Annotated in this window: 27 protein-coding genes; 4 read left to right on the top strand and 23 right to left on the bottom strand. The window is 64.2% G+C overall.

Features of this window, described 5'->3' with window-relative positions:
* Positions 1-15: 15 nt before the first annotated feature.
* The 23 genes from AC3B6A_RS11030 to AC3B6A_RS10920 all read right to left on the bottom strand — a co-directional run bounded on the left by AC3B6A_RS11030 (position 16) and on the right by AC3B6A_RS10920 (position 21,208).
* Positions 16-315 (bottom strand): hypothetical protein, encoded by a 300-nt coding sequence (locus AC3B6A_RS11030; protein ID WP_488402707.1) that lies wholly within the window; start codon positions 313-315, stop codon positions 16-18.
* A gap of 12 nt (positions 316-327) precedes the next feature.
* The gene (locus tag AC3B6A_RS11025) at positions 328-723 is read right to left on the bottom strand and encodes a hypothetical protein (RefSeq protein ID WP_488402706.1); all 396 of its coding nucleotides are present in this window, start codon (positions 721-723) and stop codon (positions 328-330) included.
* Positions 723-4,382: a tape measure protein gene (locus AC3B6A_RS11020; RefSeq protein ID WP_488402705.1), complete on the bottom strand. Its 3,660-nt coding sequence runs from the start codon at positions 4,380-4,382 to the stop codon at positions 723-725. The genes AC3B6A_RS11025 and AC3B6A_RS11020 overlap by 1 nt, the downstream gene beginning before the upstream one ends.
* 55 nt (positions 4,383-4,437) lie before the next feature.
* Positions 4,438-5,139: a DUF2939 domain-containing protein gene (locus AC3B6A_RS11015; RefSeq protein WP_488402704.1), complete on the bottom strand. Its 702-nt coding sequence runs from the start codon at positions 5,137-5,139 to the stop codon at positions 4,438-4,440.
* A 73-nt stretch (positions 5,140-5,212) separates the two neighbouring features.
* Positions 5,213-5,965, bottom strand: a complete 753-nt coding sequence (locus tag AC3B6A_RS11010) for a phage tail tube protein (RefSeq protein ID WP_488402703.1) — start codon at positions 5,963-5,965, stop codon at positions 5,213-5,215.
* Positions 5,966-5,998: 33 nt separating this feature from the next.
* Entirely contained in the window at positions 5,999-6,211 is a 213-nt protein-coding gene (locus AC3B6A_RS11005; RefSeq protein ID WP_488402702.1) for a hypothetical protein, read from the bottom strand.
* A gap of 44 nt (positions 6,212-6,255) precedes the next feature.
* The gene (locus tag AC3B6A_RS11000; RefSeq protein WP_488402701.1) at positions 6,256-6,693 is read right to left on the bottom strand and encodes a hypothetical protein; all 438 of its coding nucleotides are present in this window, start codon (positions 6,691-6,693) and stop codon (positions 6,256-6,258) included.
* Entirely contained in the window at positions 6,690-6,974 is a 285-nt protein-coding gene (locus tag AC3B6A_RS10995) for a hypothetical protein (protein ID WP_488402700.1), read from the bottom strand. The genes AC3B6A_RS11000 and AC3B6A_RS10995 overlap by 4 nt, the downstream gene beginning before the upstream one ends.
* Before the next feature lie 32 nt (positions 6,975-7,006).
* On the bottom strand, positions 7,007-8,014 hold the full coding sequence (locus tag AC3B6A_RS10990; RefSeq protein WP_488402699.1) for a major capsid protein: 1,008 nt from the start codon (positions 8,012-8,014) through the stop codon (positions 7,007-7,009).
* A 70-nt stretch (positions 8,015-8,084) separates the two neighbouring features.
* Positions 8,085-8,720, bottom strand: coding sequence for a head decoration protein (locus AC3B6A_RS10985; protein WP_488402698.1), 636 nt, complete (start codon positions 8,718-8,720; stop codon positions 8,085-8,087).
* Entirely contained in the window at positions 8,717-9,907 is a 1,191-nt protein-coding gene (locus AC3B6A_RS10980; protein WP_488402697.1) for a head maturation protease, ClpP-related, read from the bottom strand. The genes AC3B6A_RS10985 and AC3B6A_RS10980 overlap by 4 nt, the downstream gene beginning before the upstream one ends.
* The gene (locus tag AC3B6A_RS10975; protein WP_488402696.1) at positions 9,904-11,361 is read right to left on the bottom strand and encodes a phage portal protein; all 1,458 of its coding nucleotides are present in this window, start codon (positions 11,359-11,361) and stop codon (positions 9,904-9,906) included. The genes AC3B6A_RS10980 and AC3B6A_RS10975 overlap by 4 nt, the downstream gene beginning before the upstream one ends.
* Positions 11,358-11,585: a hypothetical protein gene (locus AC3B6A_RS10970; protein ID WP_488402695.1), complete on the bottom strand. Its 228-nt coding sequence runs from the start codon at positions 11,583-11,585 to the stop codon at positions 11,358-11,360. Before AC3B6A_RS10970 ends, AC3B6A_RS10975 begins: the two co-directional genes overlap by 4 nt.
* 12 nt (positions 11,586-11,597) lie before the next feature.
* Positions 11,598-13,601, bottom strand: a complete 2,004-nt coding sequence (locus AC3B6A_RS10965; RefSeq protein WP_488402694.1) for a phage terminase large subunit family protein — start codon at positions 13,599-13,601, stop codon at positions 11,598-11,600.
* Between the two features lie 3 nt (positions 13,602-13,604).
* Positions 13,605-14,186, bottom strand: a complete 582-nt coding sequence (locus tag AC3B6A_RS10960) for a terminase small subunit (RefSeq protein ID WP_488402693.1) — start codon at positions 14,184-14,186, stop codon at positions 13,605-13,607.
* Positions 14,187-14,425: 239 nt separating this feature from the next.
* Entirely contained in the window at positions 14,426-15,178 is a 753-nt protein-coding gene (locus AC3B6A_RS10955; protein ID WP_488402692.1) for a hypothetical protein, read from the bottom strand.
* Complete coding sequence (locus AC3B6A_RS10950; protein WP_488402691.1) at positions 15,175-15,519, bottom strand: phage holin family protein; 345 nt, start codon at positions 15,517-15,519, stop codon at positions 15,175-15,177. The genes AC3B6A_RS10955 and AC3B6A_RS10950 overlap by 4 nt, the downstream gene beginning before the upstream one ends.
* A gap of 195 nt (positions 15,520-15,714) precedes the next feature.
* On the bottom strand, positions 15,715-16,308 hold the full coding sequence (locus tag AC3B6A_RS10945) for a hypothetical protein (protein WP_488402690.1): 594 nt from the start codon (positions 16,306-16,308) through the stop codon (positions 15,715-15,717).
* Between the two features lie 343 nt (positions 16,309-16,651).
* Positions 16,652-19,390: a DUF5906 domain-containing protein gene (locus AC3B6A_RS10940; RefSeq protein WP_488402689.1), complete on the bottom strand. Its 2,739-nt coding sequence runs from the start codon at positions 19,388-19,390 to the stop codon at positions 16,652-16,654.
* Positions 19,387-20,136 (bottom strand): hypothetical protein, encoded by a 750-nt coding sequence (locus AC3B6A_RS10935; RefSeq protein ID WP_488402688.1) that lies wholly within the window; start codon positions 20,134-20,136, stop codon positions 19,387-19,389. The genes AC3B6A_RS10940 and AC3B6A_RS10935 overlap by 4 nt, the downstream gene beginning before the upstream one ends.
* Positions 20,133-20,342 carry a TraR/DksA C4-type zinc finger protein gene (locus AC3B6A_RS10930; RefSeq protein WP_488402687.1) on the bottom strand — a complete coding sequence of 70 codons (210 nt, stop codon included), beginning with the start codon at positions 20,340-20,342 and terminating at the stop codon, positions 20,133-20,135. Before AC3B6A_RS10930 ends, AC3B6A_RS10935 begins: the two co-directional genes overlap by 4 nt.
* Entirely contained in the window at positions 20,335-20,838 is a 504-nt protein-coding gene (locus tag AC3B6A_RS10925) for a phage regulatory CII family protein (RefSeq protein ID WP_488402686.1), read from the bottom strand. Before AC3B6A_RS10925 ends, AC3B6A_RS10930 begins: the two co-directional genes overlap by 8 nt.
* 181 nt (positions 20,839-21,019) lie before the next feature.
* Positions 21,020-21,208 carry a winged helix-turn-helix domain-containing protein gene (locus tag AC3B6A_RS10920; RefSeq protein WP_488402685.1) on the bottom strand — a complete coding sequence of 63 codons (189 nt, stop codon included), beginning with the start codon at positions 21,206-21,208 and terminating at the stop codon, positions 21,020-21,022.
* A 107-nt stretch (positions 21,209-21,315) separates the two neighbouring features.
* On the opposite strand from AC3B6A_RS10920, the gene AC3B6A_RS10915 reads away from it, so the two are divergent.
* From AC3B6A_RS10915 to AC3B6A_RS10900, 4 genes are all read left to right on the top strand, one after another.
* On the top strand, positions 21,316-21,990 hold the full coding sequence (locus tag AC3B6A_RS10915) for a LexA family protein (protein ID WP_488402684.1): 675 nt from the start codon (positions 21,316-21,318) through the stop codon (positions 21,988-21,990).
* Between the two features lie 79 nt (positions 21,991-22,069).
* Positions 22,070-22,279, top strand: a complete 210-nt coding sequence (locus tag AC3B6A_RS10910; RefSeq protein ID WP_488402682.1) for a hypothetical protein — start codon at positions 22,070-22,072, stop codon at positions 22,277-22,279.
* Positions 22,276-22,590, top strand: coding sequence for a hypothetical protein (locus AC3B6A_RS10905; protein WP_488402681.1), 315 nt, complete (start codon positions 22,276-22,278; stop codon positions 22,588-22,590). Before AC3B6A_RS10910 ends, AC3B6A_RS10905 begins: the two co-directional genes overlap by 4 nt.
* Entirely contained in the window at positions 22,587-23,156 is a 570-nt protein-coding gene (locus tag AC3B6A_RS10900) for a deoxynucleotide monophosphate kinase family protein (protein ID WP_488402680.1), read from the top strand. The genes AC3B6A_RS10905 and AC3B6A_RS10900 overlap by 4 nt, the downstream gene beginning before the upstream one ends.
* Positions 23,157-23,162: the final 6 nt, after the last annotated feature.

The raw sequence follows: 23,162 nt of genomic DNA, 5'->3' as shown, positions 1-23,162 counted from the left end.
GAAGGTGTTGCGCCGTCAGGCGCCGGGGTAGTCCCAGAGGATCAGTTGCGGCCGGCCCTCGCCGGCGCGGATCTGCGCCAGGCGCGAGCCGGGTTGGCCGCTGGGCGACTCGGCCTGGCAGCGCGCCAGGGCTTCGGCGAAGGTCTCGTCGCCGCCCTCCTCGACTGGCACGCCCAACTCCTCCGGCGCCAGGGGCTGGACGTTATCGACACTCCAGCGGCCCGGTGCTTCGTGCTGCTCCATTACCGCGACAGCACCCTCCGGCGAGCCGGCGGCGACAACGCTGCCGCCAACCCAGTAGGCAATCAGTTGCATGGGGTTCTCCCGTCAGGGGGCTGGTGGTGGCGGCGCCACCGTGATCAGCCGCAGGTTCACGTCGTAGTCCACATCGGGCCCGGGGTTGACGGTGCGATGAATCTGCTTGGCCGTCAGCGGCGCGCCCTGGGTGCGGTCGAAGATCACCGAGAACTCCCGGCCATCCGGCAGCACCAGCGGCATCACCCGGCCGGGCTGATCGCGCAGGACCTCCAGTTGCCTGACCACCGACAGCGGCGTCCAGACGCCGCCATTGGACTGCAGGGTGATCGGCCTGCCGTGAACCTTGACGCCCTCCTGCACCAACAGCACCCCCATCACGGAGCGCTCCTGTGCCTGGGCAACAGGGTCCCAGTCGAACTCGTCCACCCATTCGAACTGGTCATCCAGCTCTACGGAATCGAGCATCATCGTGTCGTCGTCCTAATTCCGGCCTGTTCAAGAACGCCCAAGAGCCCGGTGCCATCGTCCTGCACACCGACGTTTACCGGCCCGCGGGCCGTCTCCAGGCGAATGATCTTCATCGGCTCGGCCGGCGGCGCCGGGCTGGCGGCGGACTCCGCCGGCTTGGCAGCGGCCTCCCGATCAGCGGTCTGCGCGGCGACGCGCTTCTGCTGTTCATCCAACTGCCGCTTCGCATCCGTCTCCGATTCGATCTGGCGCAGCGTGGCCAGGGCATCGGAGAGGTTCTTCACCGCGTTCATGTCGCCGCTGCCCTGGGCCTCGGCGAACTGCTGCTGCAGCTCCGCCCGCCGGCTGGCGAACCGGGAGCGGTCCACCGCTTCCTGCTCGCCGCGCAACCCGGCCAACTCCTCGCGCAAGCTGGCCAGGGTGGTCTTCGAGCCTTCGCCCAGTTGCTTGACCTTCTCCTCGACCGAGGCGATGGCACCTTCCAGTGTGCGCATGTCCGAGTCGTTGAGCAGGCCCATGCCCTGGCGCGCCGACTTGGCTGCGGAGAGGAAGTCCTTGAGCTTCATCTTGCCGCTGTCGACGCCGTCGAGCAGGCGCTGCAGGGCAGACTTCTGGCCCAGGTATCCCGCCTGAATTTCCAGGCTGGCCCGTTGCTGCTCCAGCGCCCACCGCGAGAGACCGTCGAGGAACATGTTGCCCATGGACGCTTTCACGTCATCCAACTGCTTATTCACCCGCGCCAGGGAAGCCGTGGTGGCATCCAAGCTGCTGGTGTCGATGGCGATATCCGCGTTGGAGATACCACGCAGGTTGTCGAATACTGCCAGTGCCTCCGCGCTCAATTGCGCCAGGGGCTGCCGAGCCATGGTCATCACGCCGCCGAAGAACCCGGCGAAGGCCTCCATATCCGACTTGGCACTGGTGGTGCCCTTGCGCCCGGCCTCCATGTTGGCGCCGATTTCCTTGCGCTGCTCCTCAAGGGACTTGGTGGCCTTGTCGGTGTTGTCGGCCAGGTCCGCCATCCCCTGCCCGCCTTCGGCGCCTGCCTGCCGGAGTTCCTTCGTTTTGGCAGCAAGGCGGTCCTGCTCGCGAGTAAACTCCTGAGCGCTGAGCGTACCGTCGTTGTATAGCTTGTTCAGCGCGCTGCGAATGTTGGATATGTCGACATCAGTTCTCGCGCTGCTGATGGCCTGCTGAACATCCTGCAGGGTGGCAAGCGATGCGCCGAGACCGGTTACCTTCGTCGCTGCACCGCCTGCCGCAGTTTCCAGCTTACGGATGCTGGTAGCTGCCGCGTTGTGCGCCTGCTCGTATTCCTCCAGGGACAAGCGGCCACCTTGATAAGCGTCGAACATGGCCTTCTGAAGTGTCTTCAGGTCGGCGATCGTCTTCGCCGAACTGATCGCATCCTGGGCAGCCTGCAGGTTGGCAATGGACACCTTGGCCTCGTCGGAAGCCTTGCCCGTATCACGCAGCTGCTGAGCAACGGCGTTATGCTTTTGCTGGTACTCCTCCAGGGTGATCTCGTGCTTGAGGTACTGCTGTAGCAGCTCGGCTTGCTTCTGCTTGAGTTGCTCGACAGCACGGGCTTGCTCATCGGACACACCAGTTGCTTGCTGCGAGGCGGCGTTTAGCGACTGCTGCCGAGTAGTCGCAGCGTTCAACGCCTGTTCGTATTCAGCCAAGCTGAGCCGCCCGGCCTGGAACGCCTCAGTGATAGCCACCTTAAGGGTGTCCAACTGCTTGCTGGTGTCGGCGAACTTCACCGCGGCCATCGCGTTTTCGATGCCGGTGATAGTGCTGATGAAGTGCTCGAGCACATCAGCCGTCATACCGGAGCTGGCTTGCTTCGCCGCCTTCGCTCCGCGCTCAACCGCCCGTACCTGGGCGTCGACGCTCTGCTCCACCTGGCCGGTGACGGAATTCCAGGTGTCGCTGATGTCCCGCGCGTCCTGGGCGATTCCGGAGCCCATTTCGGCCGTAATGCGGAATGCTGTATCGCGGGCGGCCTCCAGGCCTTCCACGATCTTTTTGCCCCCGAAGGCGTCCGGGATCGCTCGGGCGACGCCTCCGATCAGCGCCAATGAGGCGCCGACAAAGGCGGAAAACGCCCCAAGCCCCGTCTTCATCACCCCCGTGACGAGGTTGGATGCGAGCCGGAAGGGAGCAGTTATGCGTGTCGCCCAGGTGCTGACGAAATTTATTTTCTCCTCGAAGCTGTTGAACCAGGCGGTGCTGTCGTCCACCAGCTTGTTGAAATCAACATCCAGCAATTGCTTGGCGAAGATTTCAACCTTATCCGCGCCCTTGACGAATGCGTTGGACAGGCTCTCGGCCAGGGCATCGAGGCGCCCATCTTTGTCCATCTGGTCGATGGTGTCGGCGAGGGCCTCCAGGCGCTGCTTCACATGGTCCAGCGCGCCGGCCTTGGCGATACGGTTGAGGAAATTGGTCGCGGTGTCCTGCAGGTTGCTGATGATGCCGGAGAGCCGGCGCATGTTCGCCTCAGCAGCACCAGCCGAGCTGCGGCCCATTTCCTCGATCAGGGCCTTGATCGCATCGCGACCAAGCCTGCCTGCACTGGCCAAGTCCTGAAGCTCCCCGGCGCTACGACCCGTGACCTTGGCCAACAGGTCCCAGGCAGGCACCCCCCGCTCCACCAGCTGCAGGATCTCTTCGGTCTGCAGCTTCTGCTTGGCCCACGCCTGGCCGACCGCGGTGGCGATACCCTCTAGGCGCTCCATGCCGCCGCCCAGTTTCTCGGATTGGTCCTCCAGGCTCTGGAGCGTACCGCCCATGGGATCGAGGCCATAGGCTTTCAGCAGCGCGAAAGCGTCGGTGACGTCACCCAGCTGGAGCGGCGTGTTCTTGGCGAACTTGGTGATCCACTCGGTCGCCTGCTCGCCACCGGCCACCGACCCCATCAACGAAGTCAGTCGAGTCTGAAGGCCCTCGAACATGTCGCCGGTATTGAGCATCGAGCCGATGCCACTGGCCACGGCGCGCAGGCCCCGGGTGATCAGGCTCAGCGCGGCATCGAGGCCCATATACGCGGCAGTGAAGCCCAGCACCCTGGTCACGCCGCGGGCCATGGCTTCGCCGACAGCGCTAGTGCGAGAGGCGTGCTCGGCAGCTGTCCGCGAAGCGCGAGACTGCTCTCGCTCCAGATCACGGATCGCCTTGGTGTTCTGGTCCAGCTCACCCTTGGTTCGCGTGACTTCGGCAGCCAGACGCTTCTCTTCGTCGGCCAGCTTGCCGGTATCGACGCCGGCCTCGCGGGCCGCGCGCTGCTGCTCGGCCTGCTTGGTAGTCAGCGTGTCCAGGGTGCGCCGCAGGTTCGCCGCGTCGCGCTCCGCCGCCTTCAGAGATACCTCCAGGCCCTTACTGCCTGGGTTCTTGTCCAGCGCCTCGCGCAGATCGACGATAGTCTTGTCGACTCGCTCAATAGAGGTCTGCGTCTGCGCAATGGCGCGCTCGGTGTTGTTCAGCGCGACGACCATGCCGCGCGCATCCTTTGCCGACTCCAGCGCCTGATTCAGCTCACCGGTTTTGGCGCGCAAGGCCTCCATGGCTTCAGTAGCTTTCTGGGCAGGGGTGGACAGATCGTCCTTGCCGCGCAGCACGAACTGAATAAGGCGCTGGATCGGGTTTGCCATGGAATCTCCGGGCATAAAAAAACCCGCCATATCGGCGGGTCTTTTTTACGATGCGTTAAGGTTTATCGGGAGGGAGGGTGATTTCGGCAAGGCGCCAAGAGAGAAGGTGACGGCGAAGAATGAATCGGAATGGCTCTTCATTCTTGCCTTTTACCGTTACGACAAACTTGTTGACTCCTTCGTAGGACATGTCCCCTGCCAAGGTATCCCCCGAGGAAGTCGCTGGCGGCGAGGCCTCTCCCGCCTGCCCAACTTTGGGGCGATTTCCCTTCATCAAAGTAATGAGGCCTGCCGGGGTGATGAAGCCATCAACCATTCGCTCGACCATGGCGCCGCCAATTGCAGCACCAAGCGCTGAGAATGGGTTGTTCTTCTCCTGCTCGACAAGCCTCACAAGCCGGACATTCATCTGGTCCTTCAGGCTCTGCCGGACACTGGGAAAGTCAACGTACTCCGCTAGCTTCTCTGCGTCCTGAGCTCTCGCTGCGGACTGCATCTGGCGCACGACAATGTATGGCGAAACGATTAAGTAGCCGACGAGGAGGCCCAGAAGAACGGCTAGCAGGATTGGCCAACGCCGAAGTAAGGCTGAACGGGCCATGACTGGTGTACCGTTCGAAGGTTGCGAAATATCCGGCAGGCTCCGGCGCGCCTTCAGAGCAACTGCCTTTTCGTAGAATGCCCCGCACTCAGGGCAGCGAAGCGGGTCACCGAACGCAGCGACCGGGGACTCTTGTTCGCAATTTGGACACTGCATTGGCCCACTCCTTGGAGAATGCCAGCGAATCTACCCCAAGGCGTGAACAAATGGCCATCCCTGGCCAGACTACTCAGGCCGCCTGAGCGAGGTCCATCTGGCAGAACTTGGAAACATCGGTGGCCGTGATCAGCGGGTCAGCCAGCAGCTCGGCGGGGCCGGTCAGCTTGGTGTACTCCTGCCCGAGCACCGAGAACTCCTGCAGCATGCCAAACTTCACGCGCCGCGGCCGGAGGGCGAACGGCTCGCCGGACTGGGCATCGTTGAGGCCGGCGATGTACAGCTCCAGCTCCTTCTGCGAACCGTTGAGCATCTGCACGGCGCTGCTCGGGAGGGGGGTATAGCTGACGGTGATACCGGTGGCATCGATGCCTCCACCGCTGAGTACCTGAATGCCATGCGGGATCAGCAGGTAGTCGGTACCGGCGACCAGGGAAACATCGGCGGCAGTTTTCACCGTGATGGTCTTGGTCAGGTCCGGCAGGTACTTGAACGGGATCAGCTCCAGGGCCACGCCCTTGGAGATGTGAGGCTCATCAGCGATGGCCTCGGACGGTGCCACCTGGATGGTCGAGCGGGTTACCAGGGCGATGTTTTCCGGAGTCAGGTCGTAGAAGCCGACCGAGGAAGTGACGTCGGTAACGCGTTCACGCACGTTACGGTTACCGCCGCCGCCCATGAAGTTGGCCAGAGCCTTGCGGTCGACCGCGAAGCTGATGCTGAACACGTCGCAGTTGCCGAAGGGCAGGAACGGGTCCTGGGAACCGTAGAGTCGGCCGTGGACGATGCCCTCGCCGATAAAGGAACGATCAATGGTCTGTTGCATTTGGCTCTCCTAGAGGCGATGCAGGCTATTGGGTTACGCGGCGGGGTCGCTGGCCAACTGGGGTTCGCGGACGCGCTGGGCAGGCTGGCGGGCCTGGGTGGGCTTATCCTCGGCGAGGAAGCCCTTGGCCTTGGCGTAGTCGGCCACTCCCTGGGGGACTTCCACCTCATCCTCGCTCGCGACGTAGCGCTTCACGTCGGCGCCGTCGCGATAGTGGAACGCTTTGTTGATGATGACTTTGGGCATGGCACCCTCCAGAAATGAGAAGGCCGCCCGATGGCGGCCTTGGGTTACAGGGGCTGAACGTAGGTGAAAGTGATGGGGATAATTCGGTACCCCCAGCGCCGGCCCTGGTCCGGCAGACGCACGACTGACGCGGGGAAATCGACTTTGATCAGACCCTTAACGTCCAGGCCAGCCTTCGTCCCTTTCAAGGCGCGCTTGATGTCCAGTCGCCCAGCTCGCAGCATTGCGGCAGCATTGGGTTTCCGCGTCATCGCCACGATGTTGAGCGTCCACTCTTCCTGGCAGTTGCCGGGCTGGCGGGCCCGCTCGACGGTGTCGCCTTCCTGCAGGACAATCATGTAGTCCGGCAGGCTGTCATCACCGGAATCGAGCACACCCACCACCGAGTCTTCCTGCACGGAACCGCCGAACAGCGGCACCCCAACTAACAGAGTCAGCAGTCGGCCGATGATCTCGGCCTGAACGTCGATAACCTGGTTCATGCGGGCACCACGTAGAAGGTGATCCAGTCGCCATCGTCGGCGTGGATGCCGTCGATGCTCCAGGCATTGCCGTCCTCATCGAGGAAGGAGCCCTTGTGGTCGACCCGGGGCAGGAGGCGCTTGCGCACCTCCAGCGTTCTGAAGCGGTCAACCGCGGGAACATCGAGCCGTTCCACACCCTGCTCGACGATGCCGGCCAGCGATTCGACCAGGCGCACTCCGTTGCGGTCGAGGTAGTCGAAGGCACCATCGCTGAGGACCTCAGCGATGGTGGCGTCCATGTCATCGACTAATTCGCTGAAGCCGCCCATGGTCAGATGGTGAGCTCGACGGTGGATGCCGGGCGAGTGCACAGATGGAGCGGGTTGGACTGCGCTTCACCCTCAACGCCCTTGCCCATCCGCATGGTTTCCAGTTTGCCGTAGTACGGCAGGCCGAGGGTGTTGACCGTCTCCATGTAATCCGCAGGCGCAAAGACCGAGATGAACAGGTCGGCCACGCCCTCTGCGACAACGTAGGCGCTGTCATCACCCACAAACGGCGTACCACCCTCACCACCAACCTTGCCGCGGTAGCGCTCCCAGGTGATGCCGCCGAACTCGAAGGGCTTCCGGCGATCACCCCGCAACGTGGCTGCAGCTTCGCTGGCCAGGTAGGCCTCGCGAACATTCGGGTGGCTGATCAGCTTCTTCCAGAAGTTGCGGCCACACCACGCGTGCGACCCGGTGCTGGACAGACCGAAGAGCGCATCCTCCTGCTTGTCCAGGACATCCACGCACTTGCTGCTGACATCGGTGGAGTCGTTGTTCAGCTCCATCGAGAAGGCCTTGGGACGTCGCATGCCGAAGGTCTGGAAGATGTCGATGAGCACCGTTTTCCCGTCAGCATCGATGATTTGCCCCTTCACAGCACCGATGCGTTGGAACTCATGGGTAGTGTCCAGTTGACGACGGGCCTTTTCCAGGCGGGCGTTCACCACATCCTGTACACCCTGCAGCTCAGTACGCGAGCCCACAGCGCGGATTCCCTGGATTTCGTCCGCCATGATCTGGAAGCCCTGCGGCAGGTGGACGTTGTTGAACGGCACGGTGCGACGCTTATCGGCGATCACCGCTTGGCCGGCCGAGCCGCGGGGCTTGGCTTCGACCAGCTGCAGGGTCATGCCATCCTTTTCGATCTGCTGAACGATGGATGCGCTGCCCTGCTCGGTGAAGAGACCGGACGCGGCGAGTTGGCCAGGTACAACGTGATCCTCGTTGAGAGTCAGGATCAGGTTGGGGACGCTGAAGGCCTCGTCCTCGAAGATGGAGATTTCTGCCATGGGTGGCTCCTTGAAATGGAGAACCCCGCCGAAGCGGGGTTCATAGTGAGGGTGTGGTGAGGGTTGAGGATCAGGGTCGGATGACGATACCCAGCGCAGCCAGGTCGGCAGCAGCCGCGCTATCGAGGCCGGTGAGCAGACGCTCAATGACCTCGCAGTCGCGCACCACCGCAGTGGCCTTCACGTCCACCAGGGTGGCGTCCACCGAGGCGTAGAGGATGCCGTCGGCGGTGCGGCGACCATCGTCGGTGCCGGCATCGTCGTAAGCCGTCCACTCGTCCAGGTTGGCCTTCACCTCCAGGGTGAAGCCGTCGCCGACCACGAAGTCGGTCGAGCCGTCCGCGAGGGTGAAGGTCACACCACCGCCGGTGAAGGGTTGGCCGACCTGGCCATCGCCCACCACTTGGCCAGCCGGATTGGTGACTTCGAAGACGCCGCCGTTCGCAGCCGCTTCAGTGATGGCCAGAACGTAAACTCCGCTCGCGGCAGCACTGGTTACGGTCACGGAGCCGATGGTGCCGTTGCCGGTGTTCCCGGCCTTGGCGGTCGGGGTCATGGCATTGGCGGCAGTCAGTTGGGCGATCAGGGTGCCGGCGCTCAGGAGGCCGGAGCCGGCGCTGATCACCACCACCTCGCGGCTGCGGTGGCCATTCGCCTCCGACAAGAGGAATTCGCCGGGGTGGATGCCTTCGGTCTTGATGGTCATTGCTGCACTCCTTTCGAGGCGGATTGGCGACGGCTGGCGTAGACGTCACGTGGGTTCAGGGTTTTGTTGGAGGTGGGCTGAGGCTGATCGTCCACCGGGATCTTGTTATCGATTTCGACCTGGCCACTGCGCGCAGCCACCTTGTCGTAGAGCTTCAGGCGGGCGCCGTCGCCGTCCAGACCTTGTTCGATCAGCGCCTTGGCTTCATCCGGCAGCTTGGCCAGCACGCAGACCGCTTTCACTTCCTTGGCGCGAGCCACTGCTGCCTGTACCGAGGCGCGGTCCGCTAGACCGCTGGCCTTGATGAGGTAGGGCACGCAGTCGCTGAGCCCCGCCGCCGCGCACTCGGCGGCCAGCTCGCTCGCCAACTCCGAGGCGTCCACCGGCGGCGGGTCATCCGGGTTGTCGTCGGGCTTGTTCTTCGGCTGCTCCACCGCGAGCAGCTTGCGCGCAGCGTCGGGAGTGTTGCGGTAGCGGTTGAGCACCTTGCCCAGGCTGGCGTTGACGCCGACCGGCTCGGCGGCGCCGAGGACCTCATCGACGAAGCCCTTGTCCTTCGCTTCGGGTGCCGTCAGCCAGGTCTCGTCGTTGATCATGCGGCGCAACTCGGCGTCGTCGATGTTCAACGGCCGATGCTGGTAGCTGGCCACAATGCCCTCGAAGGCCTGGTCCATCATGTCGGCGACCTTGCGCAGGTCCTCGCTGTCTCCCGCAGCGAAGGTCCAGGGGTTGTGGATCATGAACAGCGCGTTGTCGGCCATCTCGACACGGTGCGCTCCGCAGGCGGCGACACTGCCCGCGCTAAAGCACGCACCGTCGATGCGCGCTGTGCAACGCTCGCCAAGACCGCGCAGGGCGTTATGGATGGCGATGCCATCAAAGAGATCGCCGCCGATGGTGTCGAAGTGGACCAACACCGGCGACGTGCCGTCATCGACCGCCTTCAGGTCGCGGATGAAGTCGGCCGAGGTGATACCCCAGAAGCCGATCTCGCCGTAGATGTAGATCTCGATGGACTTGCTCGCCGTCTCGCCCTCGCCCAGCGCCTTGACGCTGTACCAGTGCTCTGCCTGCAGATCCGGAGTTCCCTGGGCCTTGTTCATGATCACCGGCTGGGCGGAGGTGCAAACGCCCAGCGACCCCAGCGCAACAGCCAGGGCGAGGGTCAGGTGGTGTCGCTTCATCATGGTTTCTTGTCCTCTACGTCATCCACCAATACGTCGGTGGCGGTCGTGTACTTGAGGCCCAGCTCACGGGCCCGTTCGTTGTCCTGGGCGTTCTCTTCGTCCACCACTTCGGCGTCGTAGCCGGTGCGGAGGACGTGCTCGCTCCGACTGGCCAGCCCGGCACCGATCTCCAGCAGCTTGCCCTGGACGTCCTGTACCGGATGGATGTACGCCCAACCCTGAGGCACCCAGCGAGTGCGCAGGTATTCCCGGCGCCGGGCGGGATAGTCAGGAAGCGAAAGCGCGCCGCTGAGGTATGCCGTGTCGAGCCATGCCGCACGCACCGGGCGGCAGAGCTGGTACACGTAGACGCTGAACTGCACTTGCTCGATGCGGCGCCGGAACTCATTGAGCAGCACGCGTAGGGTGCGGTCGCTGATGTCCCCCATATCGCCCGTGAGCAGCTCGTAGGGCAGTTCCATGCCTACAGCCGCCGCCATCAGTTGCTGCTTCATGAAGTCGACGTAGGTGTTACCCGCGTCCGGCGGATCGGAGAAGATAACCTCCTCCCCTTCCAGCAGCTCCTGCATGGTGCCGGGCTCAAGCCCTACCATCGGCGTCCCGTCCCGATCCGCAGCAGGCGCCAGGCCCGTGGCCGGGTCGAACATCGGCGGCCCTTCCTGCCGGGGCCGGGTGATGAAGCCGGCGAACAGGTTCGCCACCTCCTGCCGGAACAGCACCGCGTCGTCGTAGTTGTCCAGCGACTTCAGGCGCAGCAGCACCGGTGCAAGCCGGGGAATGCCACGCAGTTGGCCACCCTCCAGCGGCTCGAAGATGTGCAGCACCTGGTCGGCGGGAATTCGGTTGAGCTGGTTGTAACCGCGACGAGGCGCCGACGGATCGCCCGGGTGGCTCTGCCACATCCAGTAGGCAACCCGCCGGCCGATGGCGTTGAACTCGATGCCGGCCCGCACAGTGTTGCCGGCGCGGGTGGTGAAGTTGCGATCCACCGGCACGAAGTCAGGCGGCAGCACCTGCAGCTGCAGCGGAACCGCGAAGCCGTCTTCCGGACGGCGGTTGCGCAGGCGCACGAAGCACTCGCCAGACTCCTCGACCATCCGCGCCACAACCATCTGCAGGCCGTAGAAGTCGGTCAGGCCATCGGCATCGGCCTCGTCGACCCAGTCCTCCCACAGCTGATTGATCTCGGAACGCAGGTCCTTGTCCTTGATCTGCGACCTGGGCGTGATCCCGGTACCGATCAGGTTGGTGACCCGGCGGGAGATCGCGCTGAGCGCATAGGGATCATTGCGAACGGCTGCCCGCGAGCGCTTGCGCAGCGTCGGCAGCGCCGGGAGGGCAATCGCGTTGAGCGCTGCATCCGGGGCATCCCAGCCCGCTGCGCGCCGACCGGTGCCGGCGCCCTCGTAACTGTTGCGCACGCGCTTTGAAACGATTCTGTATCGACCGGTCATTTGATCCCCTTGCCCCCGCTGTAGAGGCGAACCTGTCGCGGGCGGCGGCTATTGGCAGCCGCCTCGGCCTGGGCGGCCTCTGCATACTCGGTCTCAAGGATGCAGAGGCTGGCCAGTTGTGCTCGGTCTACCTGGCGGTCGCCCTTGCGGACCGACTGGCCTTTCGTGAGGATGTCCCTGATCGCCGCCCGGACCTCGTCCAGGCGCTGTTGTGCAGTGCTCATGCTGACCTCGATCTATCGACGGCTGAGATACCCGCTGCGCGAAGTACGCCGGCCAGAAGGCTGGGGTTGAGGGGCTGCCGGTTTGGCGACGGATGCAGCAGGGCCCGGGCTGGAGGGCACGGCTTCTGCTGCTTCGTCTTCGTCGGCGGCACTTGGGGCTGGCTGCACTGGCTCGGCAAACAGGCTGCCCTGGCCGACCGCAGCGCGCAGGCTGGACCATTGCGGTTCGTGGTATCGGTGCAGACCGAGAAACTGGGCGGCGGCGAGGTTGTAAACCATCAGGTCGAGGCCCTCGTTTCGCTCCGACTTGGCCTTCACCCAGTCGACCCGCTTGTAGCCCTTCACGTAGCGGACGACCTTGCGCTCAGCCACACACTGCTCGAAGAACTCTTCTGGCAGGTCCGCGGAGAAGTGCAGCGCACCAGGGCCCTCTTCGAACTGGTAGCGGTTGTAGATCCAGTCCTTGGCGGTGTCGGTGCCGACCATCCACAGCTCGGCGCCTTGCTTCTCGGTGTTGCCCCGCCAGGTGACGTCGACCTTCGACGGGCGCTGGGCCAGCACCGGGCGCCCGCGCTTGCTCGCTCCCTTCACCGCCAGGACGTTCCGCCAGCGGCGCAGACGGGTGAACTGGTAGACCTCGTCGGTATGGTGGCCGCCGGAGTCGATACAAGTGGCGCAGATCGAAAGGTCTACACCACTGACGTGCCGGTACCGCTCCTTCAGTTTCTCGTCCAGCAGGGCCCAGGTGCGCTCGTCCGCCGGGTCGCCGGGGATCACCTGGAAGTCGACCGTCCAGCGTTCCAGACCCTCGCCCCAGCCCATCACCAGCAGCTCAAGTCGGTTGTGCTGGGTATCCACCGCAGCGGTGAGGATCAGCGCACCGGCGGGAACCAGGCCGAGCCGATGGCCTTCTGACTCGGCGCGCTTGCGCAGCTCGTCGGCCTTGGTCATCTCCTCCGCGCTGTCCCAGACCTTGGCGAGACGGGTGTTGTAGAACACCTGCATGGAGCCGGGGTCACCCTTCTCCTGCAGTTTCTTCGCCTCTTCGTACTCCTTGGCCATGTCGGTCCAGCTGAGCCAGCCGGCCGGCGCATAGAGCGCGCTGAGGGTAAAGCTGACCGTCTCGCCGTCACCGGTTCCGTGGGCCCGCCACTCACCCGCCGCGAGCATCGCGGCCTTGTGGTGCTCCTCAATCAGGGCACAACCAGGTATGCAGCACTGGTACTGGACGAAGCGGAAGTCATCGGTGTACTTCAGCCCCTCCCACTCCAGCACTTGCATCGTCCCGCAGTGGGGACAAGGCACGTAGTAGTACCGCTGGTCCCCCTGCTGGAACAGATCATGGATGCGCGAGACACCCTTCAACGTCGGCGAGCTGGAGTAGTAGAACTTCGCCCGCCGGCCGAAGGTGGACCCGCGAGCCTCGGCCTGCTTGATGGGGTCGCCGTCGTCGTCGACATCCATCTCCCAGCGGTCGACCTCATCGCCGTAGATCCAGCGCGCAGAGAGCTCGGCCAGGTTGGAGGCCGAACCGGCGGTGGCGCAGTACAGGGCCCCGCCCTCGAACTCCTTGGTGTCGAGCGTGTTGCGGGCGTCCCGGGAGCGCGACTTCGCCACGCGCTCTGCCAGCACCTTCACAGCCTTGATCGTTTTGTCGATCCGACCCGATACCCGCTTGCTCAGCTTCTCGGTGGGCAGCAGCACCAGGATGTTGGCCGGCGACATGTGGATGCAGCCGCCGATCCAGTTGAGCGCCACCTGGGTCTTCATCAGCTGCGAGGCGATCATTGTCACCACGCGCTTGGCCGGGTGTACCGGCGACAGACAGCGCATCGGCTCGCGGGCGTAGGGGGTGCGGTCGGTGTGGTACTTGCCGGGCTCCGCCGCGCCAGTGTCCTTGGGAATCACCTGGTACTCATCGGCCCACTCGTCAATCCACAGCTCGGGGTCAGGCTTCAGTCCTCGACGGTATGCCGCACGGTACGCGGCGGCACCGTCGGCATACGGTTGTTCCATGGCTCAGTTCGGCTCCTTGCCGCCCTGCTCGATCTCGGCGTCGAGCTGCAGCAGTCGGTCGGCGTCTTCGAGAGCACGGCGCATCGCCTCGGTCAGGCGCCGCTCGATCTCCCACGGATCGGTGATGGTCACCAGTTCCCCCGCGATCTTCGGGGGGATGCCCAGCAGCAGGTCACGCAGCGCGCGGGCAGCGGTGAAAGCGGCGGAATCCACACGCTCGCGCTCCACCAGTTCGCCCCGGCCCTTGCGGTGCTCGTCTTCAGCGAGCAGCGCCAGGGCGTATTCGCGGCGGGCGCGGGCCTTCTGGTAGTCAGGGGTTCCGCCTGCCGGCGGCAGGGCCTGGCTGGGCGCGGCCGCCGGAGCGATGTGGGCATACACGCCCTTCTCCACTCGCTCCTGCTGGTGCCGCTCTGCAACGCCAGCCTTGCTTGGGTCTGCGGTGTTCGCCAGCAGTTGGTCGCTGGCCTCCGCATCCACCTTGCCGTCATCGGTTACGACCAGCCGGCCCTGTTTCACCAGCTTGGACACGTAGGGGCGCGACCAGCCGCGGCTGGCCGCGTATTCAGCCTTGGTCATCAACGCCATGAGAGATACCTGTTAACCACGATGAACCACGGGGGTTAACCGGGTTAACCCTGTTAACTAACTTCCCGGCCCAGTCACTAGCGCGAAAACACGGTTCGAATCACCCTTATCCCCCTGCCGCTCCCAGGGGCCCCCGGCGAATGCCGACGAACCGCACCGCTCCCCCCGCCGGGCCTTCCAGCTGGTTTTGAGGCACGCCAGTGGCGTTCTTCAATGCTGCCCCAGGGCCAGGCCTGGCATCAGCCAGAGCCCTTTGCTCGCATCGCCTTGGCGAGGGCCTGCTCGATGTTGGCCTCCAGCCTAGAGTCATCCTCGGCAATACGCCGCACCACCTCGTGAAACTGCAGGCGCACCCGGTACTGAGGCTGCCGCACGAAGGCGAGCACCATCGTCACTGCGCCCTCTCGACGCTCAGCGATCCCGATGGGCACTCGGCCCCGCTTCATCACGAAGTAGGCCTTCTGGTGCCCCTTGGCCAGTGAGCGTGCGCTCTGCGTGGCGTTTCCCTTGAAGCCCGAGACATGCTCAAGGGCGCCTAAACCGGAGAGGATCTGAATCATCTGCCCCCGGCTCATGTTGCCGTACTGATCGAGACGGGCGCCTACACCTGGAACGATGAACAGGCCGGCAGGCAGGATGCCCTTGGCCCTCAAGTTGCGCTCGGATGCCTTGTCGACCCGGGGGCCACCGAACACCTGCGGCGCTACCCAGTCCTCAGGCGCCTGCCCCTTCGAGGCATTGTCCTTCTCGTCCTTCACCCACAGCGTCGCTTCAAGTCGGTTAGCCGTGGCATTCAGGATGCGCACGGCGTTCCGCGTGAAAGAGGTGGGCCGGTCGAAGACGTTGTCGATCTCGCTGACCAACGCCTGGTTGGCCTGGTTAGCCGTATGGTTCAGCGCGTCGGCCAACACCTTGTTCGGCAGATCACCGCCAAGGACCTGCAGCGAGGCAACCGCGTCATCCAGGTCCTTGGCACTGATGCTGCCCCTCATTCGGGATCAGGTTGGCGGGGCGGGATATCGCATACACCGATGCGCTTCGCCGCCCACCGCTCGTACAGGCCCACCGCTACCTCGGCGCCGGCTGCCGCGGTCAGGCTACCAATCGCGGCGGCCAGCAGCAGGGGAGCACCACAGGCGATGGCGAGGAACACCACCGCCACACCGCAAACGACCGATGCACCGGAGCGCAGCAACAGGCGCCGCAGGATTCCACGGAACCCGAGGCCAGCCTTGTCGGCGCGCCAGAGCTCACCGCTAACGCCGCCAACGATGGCAAGCAGGATCACGACCCACAACGGCATATCCGCCAGGGCCTGCTGTTCGTTCGGCATGTTCGCTCCTTGATGAAGACGCCAGAAAAGGGAAAGCCCCTCCGAAGAGGGGCTTTCGAGGTGCCCGGCCGAGGGTCATCGCCGGGGTTCTGCACAGCACGTGCATCTGGTTGGTTCGCGCCGCCTTGGCGGAATACGAACATCGTGGGGACTTTCTACCGGTAGAGTGACAAACCGAAAAGCCCCTGTTTTCGGTTATTCCTGTACGGCGCCCATCGGAGTCTGACGGGAGCTGATCGGCGCCAATTCACCCGACGAACGGTCGCAAACCCTGCCCTTGAACAACTCCACGCCGCGAGCCTGGTGCGCCTTGCGAGCCTGGGAGACCGCTGCCTTGCGCATATTCTCGCCTTCCCTTCGGCTCGCCTTTCTCTGGCCGCTTGACCTGGCATGACGGGCGGCCAATGCAGCGCCCACCAGTTGGTGCAGCCGATCCAGCCGTCGGTAGTAGGCCCGCCGCCCAGCTGCGCCCCGGCCCAGGTCCAGCACCTGGACCTGCTCCTCCAGCGTCAGTCCGTCGTGGTTCACATACCGCAGCTTTGCCAGCAGAACCAGCGGGCCTCCATCCTCGGCGCGGTCGACGGCACCCAGCGCCGCTTCGATCTCACTGGCAACGTAGTCCGGCCCGGCGCCTGCCACCAACAACCGCGCCCCATACACGCCACCACGCGGCGCGCAGCCTCCGTATTCCATGATGGTGCCCATGGTGCTGGGCAATGCCCCTCCGAGGCCGGACTTGCGCTTCTGCTCGCCCCAGTGGCGCAACAACACCTCGATTCCATCGATCATCGCTGCGACTCCCCACCCAATACCGCAACCCAACACAGAAACCCGCAACCCAACACAAACCCAACACACTCAGAACCAATAAAAATCAATGCTTTCAGAGCGTCTGTGTAAGGTGTGTAAGGTTGGTAAGGTTTTTTGGTTACTCGCGTAGAGAAAAAAACTCCGCTTCGATTCGACCGGAAGGGTGCTGCTATTTTTTTGCGCACGCACGCGCGCACGCGCGCAAACCTTACACACCTTACACACACCTCCAGAAACCGCGCGGAATACGGACTCGCGCTGTGTAAGGTTGCGAAATCAACCCAACACACCGCCAACACACCCAACACACTTTTGCGCGTTTTCATGCTGCAGCCGCCTTCACGTGGTCCCAGTTGTCGACGTGCCAGCCGGCCTTCCGCGCGCGCGCACGCCACTCCGTCACGTGCTTGCCCAACTCAGGCGCGGTGGGCTTCTCAGGCCTGAACGACTCCTCATCCCGGGGGAAGAAGAACGCGCAGAACCGGCGGTTGTTGCCCTCTGTCCATGGGATCGCCCGCGTCTTGTCGACGCTGGCAGTGCTGATGAACAGGCTGAACTTCGTCTGGCTCATCGAGTGCTCCTTGTTCCGATGGCACCACTCCAGGAACAAGGCGTACAGGTCCGTGCTCAGGCAGCAGCCCCACAGGCCGTTGCCCAATTCTCCGCTTCGCCAGAGGTGGACGAACGTCTGCCAGGTCGAGCGGCTCAGGTCCACCAGTCGCTCCCGCGCCGGCGTACTCGGCGGCTTGGTGTGCTGGTCGAAGTCGCCCAGGTCCTGGGCGAGCAGCCACGCATACAGCGCCTCCACTCCGCCATGAGCCAGCTCGTGCTTGATCGCCTTCTGCCGGTCCGGCGACAGGACCTCCTCCGGCCACATGACCAGGAAGCGCCGGTCGCCCGGGCTGATGGGCCAGGGCATGATTTCGTTCGAGAGGAACACCGCGTTCATGAAGGACGCCTCCTCCCAGCCGTTCACGAACTTGCTCTCGATGCGTACGGTCTGCCCGGTGATCAGTTGCTTGATCTTGCCGACCTGGTTGTACCGCTGGTCCCGGCTGACCACTTCCTCGAACACCGCCCACATCTTCCCGCTCTGCCAGGCGTTGAAGTTGCCTTCGAGCTGGGTCTGTCCGACCGTCGCGGAGTACTGCCCGTATAGGCGGCCCATCACTACCGAGAACAGCAGGCTCTTACCCGAGCCCTCCATGGTCGAGTGCATCAGCACCGCGGTGTCCATCTTCGCTCCGGTGTGCTGCAGCGGGTACGCCAGCCACCGGACCAGCCACTCCAGCGCGGCCTCCTCGTGGTTGCACAGGAACGAGATCAGCCAGCGCAGGTTCTCGCACGCCGAGTCATCGCGCTTGGGCTCCAGCGGCAACCCCTCGAAGGTGTTGATGGTCTCCTTCGGGTCCGAAGTCAGCGTCGGGTCGAAGACGATGTTGCTCACGTCCACCACGCGCCGCTCGGGACTGTTCAGCCACAGGCCGTAGGCATCGCCCAGCGCCATTTTCACCGCGCCCTCGGGCACGCGCCGCTTCTTCGCCAGGTCCCACACGTCCTTGGTCCCGTCGATGTACACGTACCGCACCAGCGGCGGCATGCTCATCGACCCAACAGCCTTGCCGGCCATCGCCCGCGCCTGCTCTATCTCCCTGACCTGGTCCTCGCTAATCCGCTTTTTCTTCTTCTGGTCGGTGACGTCCGACCACTCCTTGAACAGCTTCTGGCCGACCAGCGCGACGAACGCCGGCTTCTTCATCTTGCGGGCCTTGTCGATGTCCCACACATGGGTGGTCCCCTCGACCAGCGCGTACCGGCGCAGCGCCTTGGCCAGAGTCAGGCCCTCCCCCGCCCCCCCGTCTTCTGCGGTGTCGCCCTCGGCGTCGACGTCAGCCAAGGATGGGGCGTGGGGAAGGTCATCAGCGGCCGAGCCGGGGGGCTCTGGCGAAGTATCCGGCTCTTGCGGTGGCCTGGGCGCCCGCGGCTTACGCTCGATGCCCAGCATCCGCGCCGCGACCTTGATCGCCTCGTGCTGGTTGCCGTTGTGGTCCAGCAGGCAGAACACGTCGAAAGCATCGTTCTGGTGGCCGTTGGCGAGCGGGTCCGATCCATGGTGCGAGTAGACCTTGCCGTCTTCGCTGACGGTCACCCCGGGCAGGCCGGTGCTGCTCTGCGGGCACAGCCACTTCTTCCCACGCTGGATGTAGCCGTGGGCGCTGAGCAACTGCTCGACATCGTGGGCGCGGTTGAAGGCATCGATCACCGACCCGGCGTCACCGCCCGTGGCCGGCGGCTTCGCCTTCGCCTTGGCCGGCTTCTTCGGCGCCGGCGCCTGGGGCGCCCACGGGCACGCCGCCTCGGCATCGCGCTTGAAGATGTCCCAGTTCTTCCAGATGTTCAGCAGGTCGCCCGGCAGCACCGGGAGGCCATCGCCCTTGGGCGGGTTGCGCCAGGTGTAAGGCTTGCCAGTACCAGGGTGGATGGAGGGGGGCAGAACGTCCTGCACCAGGCCGGCGCGCAGCTCGAAGACCGTGAAGCGCTTCAGGCTGTCGGCCAGCGCCTGCATCTTCGCCAACTGCTCCTTGTCGCCCTTCTCTTTCGCCGCGAGGATCGCCGCCTGGGCCAGCTTGAACTTGGAGCCGTCCGGGTCCTTCTCGTTGGGCCAGCTCAGCGAGTGCCGGCTGAGGTCGACACCCTCCGGCACCTGGAACAGAACCCGGAACCGGGCCGGGTTGCCCACCACGGTCGGGTAGGCCACCGGCAGCGCATCCAGGTCCAGCCCCAGGCAGTCCCACAGGACCTGGCGTGTCGACGGCACGTCATCCACGTCCAGCGAGCAAACGCGGCTGGGGCCGAGTACGGCCCCCATGTTGTGCTTCGGGTACTTGGTCCAGAAGGCTTCCGCCGCGTCGGCATCGGTGATGTACCCGCCCGGACGCTGCCAGCCTTTACCCTTGGGGATTTTCTCTCCGGGTTCGATGGAGACGAGAGCCAGCCCGAAGACCTCGATGTAGCGCCGCGCCCAGGCGGCAATCGGAGTGGCGTTCCCTGCCTGAGTCATGCGCGCCCCTCCAGCACCTTGAACTCAACGACCCAGACCCAGGGATTGGCGTCCCAGCTATCTGCGCCGTTAATCCGAACCCACAGGTCGCGGAAGGCATGCTTGGCCGTGGTGAAGCCGAACTGGTGCCAGTCATCGAGGTTGTGCGGGTCATGCGGGTGCCAGTGCCAACCTCCGCGGCAGTGGGGGATGATCCCCTCGGCGATGGCCTGCTCCTCGCTGATGTCCTGCAGACGCTCAACGCGCACCGAGGTGATTTCCAGCAAGATGCGAGAGGCCCAGCGGGGCATGTGGATGCTCGGCTTCCATTTGCAGTGGAAGTCACCATCTGGGTCGACGTACTCGTTGTCGTGGCCGCTTGCGCGGTAGGCGCAGTGCGCAGGGTCCTGGAACGGCTTCATGTCCTTCCACCAGCGCGGATGGGAGATCTGCTCCTCTTCAGAAACAAGCGGACCTTGCCACGTTTCGCGCACCCACAGCCGGTCGCCTGGCCGGCCGTAGGGGCACCGTCCGTGCTCGGCCAGTTCCTGGGCGCATTCCGCCTCGGTCTCGCCGAACACGCAGAACCCGTAGCGCGGGTGCCGCTGGCCGATTGCGCTCCAGCGCGGGCCGTCGGTCGGGATGGACGTGTCCTCGGTGGGAATCTGCCCGCTCTTCACCGGCCGGCGTGTGACTGTCTTCCGGCCTTCCAGGATGGCGCGGACCATCGGCCCGCTGAACAGGATGGGGCGTTCGCGCGCGCTCATCGACGCACCTCCCGCAACTGCTGACAGTCGACACAGCACTCGCAGCCGGGCACTGCCTGACGGCGCGCAGCCGGGATTTCGCTACCGCAGTCCTCGCAGTGAGTGGCGCTGATAGTATGGGCCGGAGCCGGGCGCTTGCGCGCTTCCAGCAGGCCCTGGCGGAAGTTCTCTTCCCTTTCCGCTGCCAGTTCGAGGAGGTCAGCCATTGGCGCAGCCCTCCTCCAGGCGGAGCTCCATCGACTTGCGCGCGCCGGCCATGATGCCGAGCACGGCGCGGATGACGTTGGCACCGTGGTATTCAAGGTCTGCGACTTCGTGGAGGTCCCACCGATTGTCGTCGGCGCCCTTCTGCAGGCTGGCGACGAACTCGCCCTCGCGCTGCAGCAGCTCGCCCACCGCCTTGAGCGCCGCGCCGGTGGCCTCAACGGCCTCCGGGCGATACCAGACGGCCCCGGCCGGGCGCACCAGCGCATCCAGCAGCCTGGGGTCGCGGGTAAGGCGGACGATGTCCTCAAGCTCGTCCGGCGTCGGCCAGCGGCGCTCTTCGTCGAGCTTCAGTTTCTTCTGCAGGTCCTCATAGGGAAGGACCATGTCGTGGGCAAGGGAAGTCAGACCGCCCTTGTAGTCGCGCCCGGCGCGATAGAGCGCCTGGCGGAGATCGAAAACCGGGCCGGCGCCCGGCAGCAGGTCTTTCCGGCTCATAACCGTAAATGCTCCCTTTACGGTGTAGCCATCGAGCAAGGCGCGCCCTACTCTATGACCACGACCGATGCATGTGCTGTGTCGTCGTACGCCGGCCAAGGAGGTGAGAGTCCTTGGCTGGCACCCGCCGGCGCGGGAGGTGAGAGTCCCGCGCCGGCGTTTCCTCGAATGGAGGATTCTTTCAGGCAGCCCTGGGCTGCCCGCACCTAGCCTCATAGAGGCTTTCGATTTTCTTGCCGGTGGCATAGAGGACATCAGCGCCATGGAACGCGCGGTGAATCGTCGGCTGACTTACGCCGACCGCCTCTGCGATCTCTTGCTGCTTCATTCCGCCCTTCACCAGCGCGTCGATCATGTCGCGGATAGTCATCTCAGAGCCCATTCAATTCATAAATGAATTGCAAGCGATCATACGCGGGCGAATGAATCAGGGCAATACAATCCTGAATTATTCACATAGGAATAAGGACAACCCGCATGGCCGTATCAGGACAGCTGATTGGTCGATTGTTATCCCAGAAGCTGAAGGAGCTTGCCTGGTCCGAAGGAGAGCTCGGCCGTCGATCAGGCGTACCCCAACCAACGGCCCATCGAATTCTTGCCGGCGATACCAAGAGCCCGAGAATCGACAACGTAATGAAGCTCGCCAAGGCTATGGGGCTGGATGGCGCGGAGTTATTAGCGGGGAAGCTGACTCCAGAATTCGACAACAACGTGATGGAAGGACCCGCCATAAAAGGCCGAGTCCCTCGGATTTCCTGGGTGCAAGCAGGCGCCCTGTGCGAGGCGATCGATTTGTTCGAACCAGGCTATGCCGAGGAATGGCTGGACTGCCCTTTTCCTCATAGTAATTCCGCTTTCTGCCTTGAAGTACGCGGAACCAGTATGTTTCCTGAGTACCGACCGGGCGAGCTGATCCTTGTAGAACCAGAGCTTGAGGCACTTCATGACGACGACATCGTCGCCAGGACGCCTGACGGCCAAGCCACATTCAAGCGGCTACAGATCAGTGAGGACGGGACGTTCCTCCTTGCGCTGAATCCTGAATTCCCGAATCGAGTGATTCACGTGCCAGAAGGCACCACCATCTGCGGCGTAGTGACAGGATCGTGGATGAATAGAAGGCGGAGACGCACCACCGTCACCGAATAATTCATAAATGGATTGACTACACTCAATTCATAGTCGTATTGTTTGTCCCGTACCCATCTCTCACCCTGGAGTACGAGACATGCAATCGACACAGCACATGCTCAAAGTCCGCTGCCCGGTGCTTCTGCACCCCGCAGCGGCCACCAGCCCCGAAGCTGTACAGGCCATCCAGGCCCGTACCGGGCTGCTGGTGATCATCGGTACCTCCCGGCGCCCCTGCCTCACCCAGCCGCGCCCTGTCGCCCCCAGCATGGAGGCCGACAGCGGCCCGTGGGGAGGTGCCGCATGAAGCCCACCATCGAGGAGCTGATGCTCCAGATCCTGTCCACCTGCCTGCTGATCAACGCTCAAGGCGATTGGCATGCTCACCTCGACCTGGCTGCCCATTGTGGCTGGCTTAATGTCCGGGTTTACCGGGCTGACACCGACTACCAGGATAGAAGCCGCCCAGCACCTCCGAGCAAGACCGCTACCTACTCCGGAACGTCGCAACATCCGCATCCGGAGCACGGCGACCAGACCGAAGAAAAAGCTCGCCAGGACCTCATGGAACTGCTGACCTGGGTTCAGGGCTATCTGAGCATGGAGGCTGCCGCATGAAGACCTTGCTTATCGGCCTCCACGGCCGCGCCCGCTCGGGCAAGGACACCGCCGCCTACTACCTCGCCGCCCAGTTCGGCCTGCTGGTGTACGCGCTGGCATCGCCCCTGAAGCGCTCCTTGGCGGAAATGCTGAACCTGCCGGCGTCGATCTTCGACGGCGCCGCCAAGGAGCAGCCGCTGCCCGGGCTGGGCAAGTCCCCGCGCGAGCTGATGCAGCTGCTGGGCACCGAGTGGGGCCGCAACCAGGTGCATCCGCAGCTCTGGCTGCTGCTGGCCGAGCTGAACCTCGCCAACCACCTGGAAGTCAGCCCGCACGCCCGTGGCTTCGTCATCAGCGACGTGCGCTTCGAGAACGAAGCCGACTGGATTCGCTCCCGCGGCGGCATCGTGGTCCACCTGCATCGCCCTGATGCACCCGGTGTCGCGGCGCACAGCAGCGAGTCCGGCATCGCGGTGTACGACAACGACCTGGTGATCCACAACGACGGCACGCTGGACGATCTCTACGAGGCGCTCGATGCGCTGATGCAGACGGTCCAGCTCCGAGCGCTCCAGGCAGCCTGAGGGCCG

Source organism: Pseudomonas sp. B12(2026) (genome assembly GCF_057767015.1).
The sequence above is the reverse complement of the archived record's forward strand: the minus strand, read 5'-3'. Positions and strand labels throughout refer to the sequence as shown.

What these genes read in the sequence shown, in the direction of transcription:
- AC3B6A_RS11020 (WP_488402705.1), bottom strand. Translation starts at nt 4,382, where the DNA reads ATGGCAAACCCGATCCAGCGCCTTATTCAGTTCGTGCTGCGCGGCAAG.
- AC3B6A_RS10975 (WP_488402696.1), bottom strand. Translation starts at nt 11,361, where the DNA reads ATGACCGGTCGATACAGAATCGTTTCAAAGCGCGTGCGCAACAGTTAC.
- AC3B6A_RS10905 (WP_488402681.1), top strand. Translation starts at nt 22,276, where the DNA reads ATGAAGCCCACCATCGAGGAGCTGATGCTCCAGATCCTGTCCACCTGC.
- AC3B6A_RS10995 (WP_488402700.1), bottom strand. Translation starts at nt 6,974, where the DNA reads ATGGACGCCACCATCGCTGAGGTCCTCAGCGATGGTGCCTTCGACTAC.
- AC3B6A_RS10970 (WP_488402695.1), bottom strand. Translation starts at nt 11,585, where the DNA reads ATGAGCACTGCACAACAGCGCCTGGACGAGGTCCGGGCGGCGATCAGG.
- AC3B6A_RS10940 (WP_488402689.1), bottom strand. Translation starts at nt 19,390, where the DNA reads ATGACTCAGGCAGGGAACGCCACTCCGATTGCCGCCTGGGCGCGGCGC.
- AC3B6A_RS11030 (WP_488402707.1), bottom strand. Translation starts at nt 315, where the DNA reads ATGCAACTGATTGCCTACTGGGTTGGCGGCAGCGTTGTCGCCGCCGGC.
- AC3B6A_RS10960 (WP_488402693.1), bottom strand. Translation starts at nt 14,186, where the DNA reads ATGGCGTTGATGACCAAGGCTGAATACGCGGCCAGCCGCGGCTGGTCG.
- AC3B6A_RS10920 (WP_488402685.1), bottom strand. Translation starts at nt 21,208, where the DNA reads ATGACTATCCGCGACATGATCGACGCGCTGGTGAAGGGCGGAATGAAG.
- AC3B6A_RS10955 (WP_488402692.1), bottom strand. Translation starts at nt 15,178, where the DNA reads ATGAGGGGCAGCATCAGTGCCAAGGACCTGGATGACGCGGTTGCCTCG.
- AC3B6A_RS11000 (WP_488402701.1), bottom strand. Translation starts at nt 6,693, where the DNA reads ATGAACCAGGTTATCGACGTTCAGGCCGAGATCATCGGCCGACTGCTG.
- AC3B6A_RS10945 (WP_488402690.1), bottom strand. Translation starts at nt 16,308, where the DNA reads ATGATCGATGGAATCGAGGTGTTGTTGCGCCACTGGGGCGAGCAGAAG.
- AC3B6A_RS10980 (WP_488402697.1), bottom strand. Translation starts at nt 9,907, where the DNA reads ATGATGAAGCGACACCACCTGACCCTCGCCCTGGCTGTTGCGCTGGGG.
- AC3B6A_RS10965 (WP_488402694.1), bottom strand. Translation starts at nt 13,601, where the DNA reads ATGGAACAACCGTATGCCGACGGTGCCGCCGCGTACCGTGCGGCATAC.
- AC3B6A_RS10950 (WP_488402691.1), bottom strand. Translation starts at nt 15,519, where the DNA reads ATGCCGAACGAACAGCAGGCCCTGGCGGATATGCCGTTGTGGGTCGTG.
- AC3B6A_RS10985 (WP_488402698.1), bottom strand. Translation starts at nt 8,720, where the DNA reads ATGACCATCAAGACCGAAGGCATCCACCCCGGCGAATTCCTCTTGTCG.
- AC3B6A_RS10990 (WP_488402699.1), bottom strand. Translation starts at nt 8,014, where the DNA reads ATGGCAGAAATCTCCATCTTCGAGGACGAGGCCTTCAGCGTCCCCAAC.
- AC3B6A_RS10930 (WP_488402687.1), bottom strand. Translation starts at nt 20,342, where the DNA reads ATGGCTGACCTCCTCGAACTGGCAGCGGAAAGGGAAGAGAACTTCCGC.
- AC3B6A_RS10915 (WP_488402684.1), top strand. Translation starts at nt 21,316, where the DNA reads ATGGCCGTATCAGGACAGCTGATTGGTCGATTGTTATCCCAGAAGCTG.
- AC3B6A_RS10910 (WP_488402682.1), top strand. Translation starts at nt 22,070, where the DNA reads ATGCAATCGACACAGCACATGCTCAAAGTCCGCTGCCCGGTGCTTCTG.
- AC3B6A_RS11010 (WP_488402703.1), bottom strand. Translation starts at nt 5,965, where the DNA reads ATGCAACAGACCATTGATCGTTCCTTTATCGGCGAGGGCATCGTCCAC.
- AC3B6A_RS11025 (WP_488402706.1), bottom strand. Translation starts at nt 723, where the DNA reads ATGCTCGATTCCGTAGAGCTGGATGACCAGTTCGAATGGGTGGACGAG.
- AC3B6A_RS10900 (WP_488402680.1), top strand. Translation starts at nt 22,587, where the DNA reads ATGAAGACCTTGCTTATCGGCCTCCACGGCCGCGCCCGCTCGGGCAAG.
- AC3B6A_RS10925 (WP_488402686.1), bottom strand. Translation starts at nt 20,838, where the DNA reads ATGAGCCGGAAAGACCTGCTGCCGGGCGCCGGCCCGGTTTTCGATCTC.
- AC3B6A_RS11005 (WP_488402702.1), bottom strand. Translation starts at nt 6,211, where the DNA reads ATGCCCAAAGTCATCATCAACAAAGCGTTCCACTATCGCGACGGCGCC.
- AC3B6A_RS11015 (WP_488402704.1), bottom strand. Translation starts at nt 5,139, where the DNA reads ATGCAGTGTCCAAATTGCGAACAAGAGTCCCCGGTCGCTGCGTTCGGT.
- AC3B6A_RS10935 (WP_488402688.1), bottom strand. Translation starts at nt 20,136, where the DNA reads ATGAGCGCGCGCGAACGCCCCATCCTGTTCAGCGGGCCGATGGTCCGC.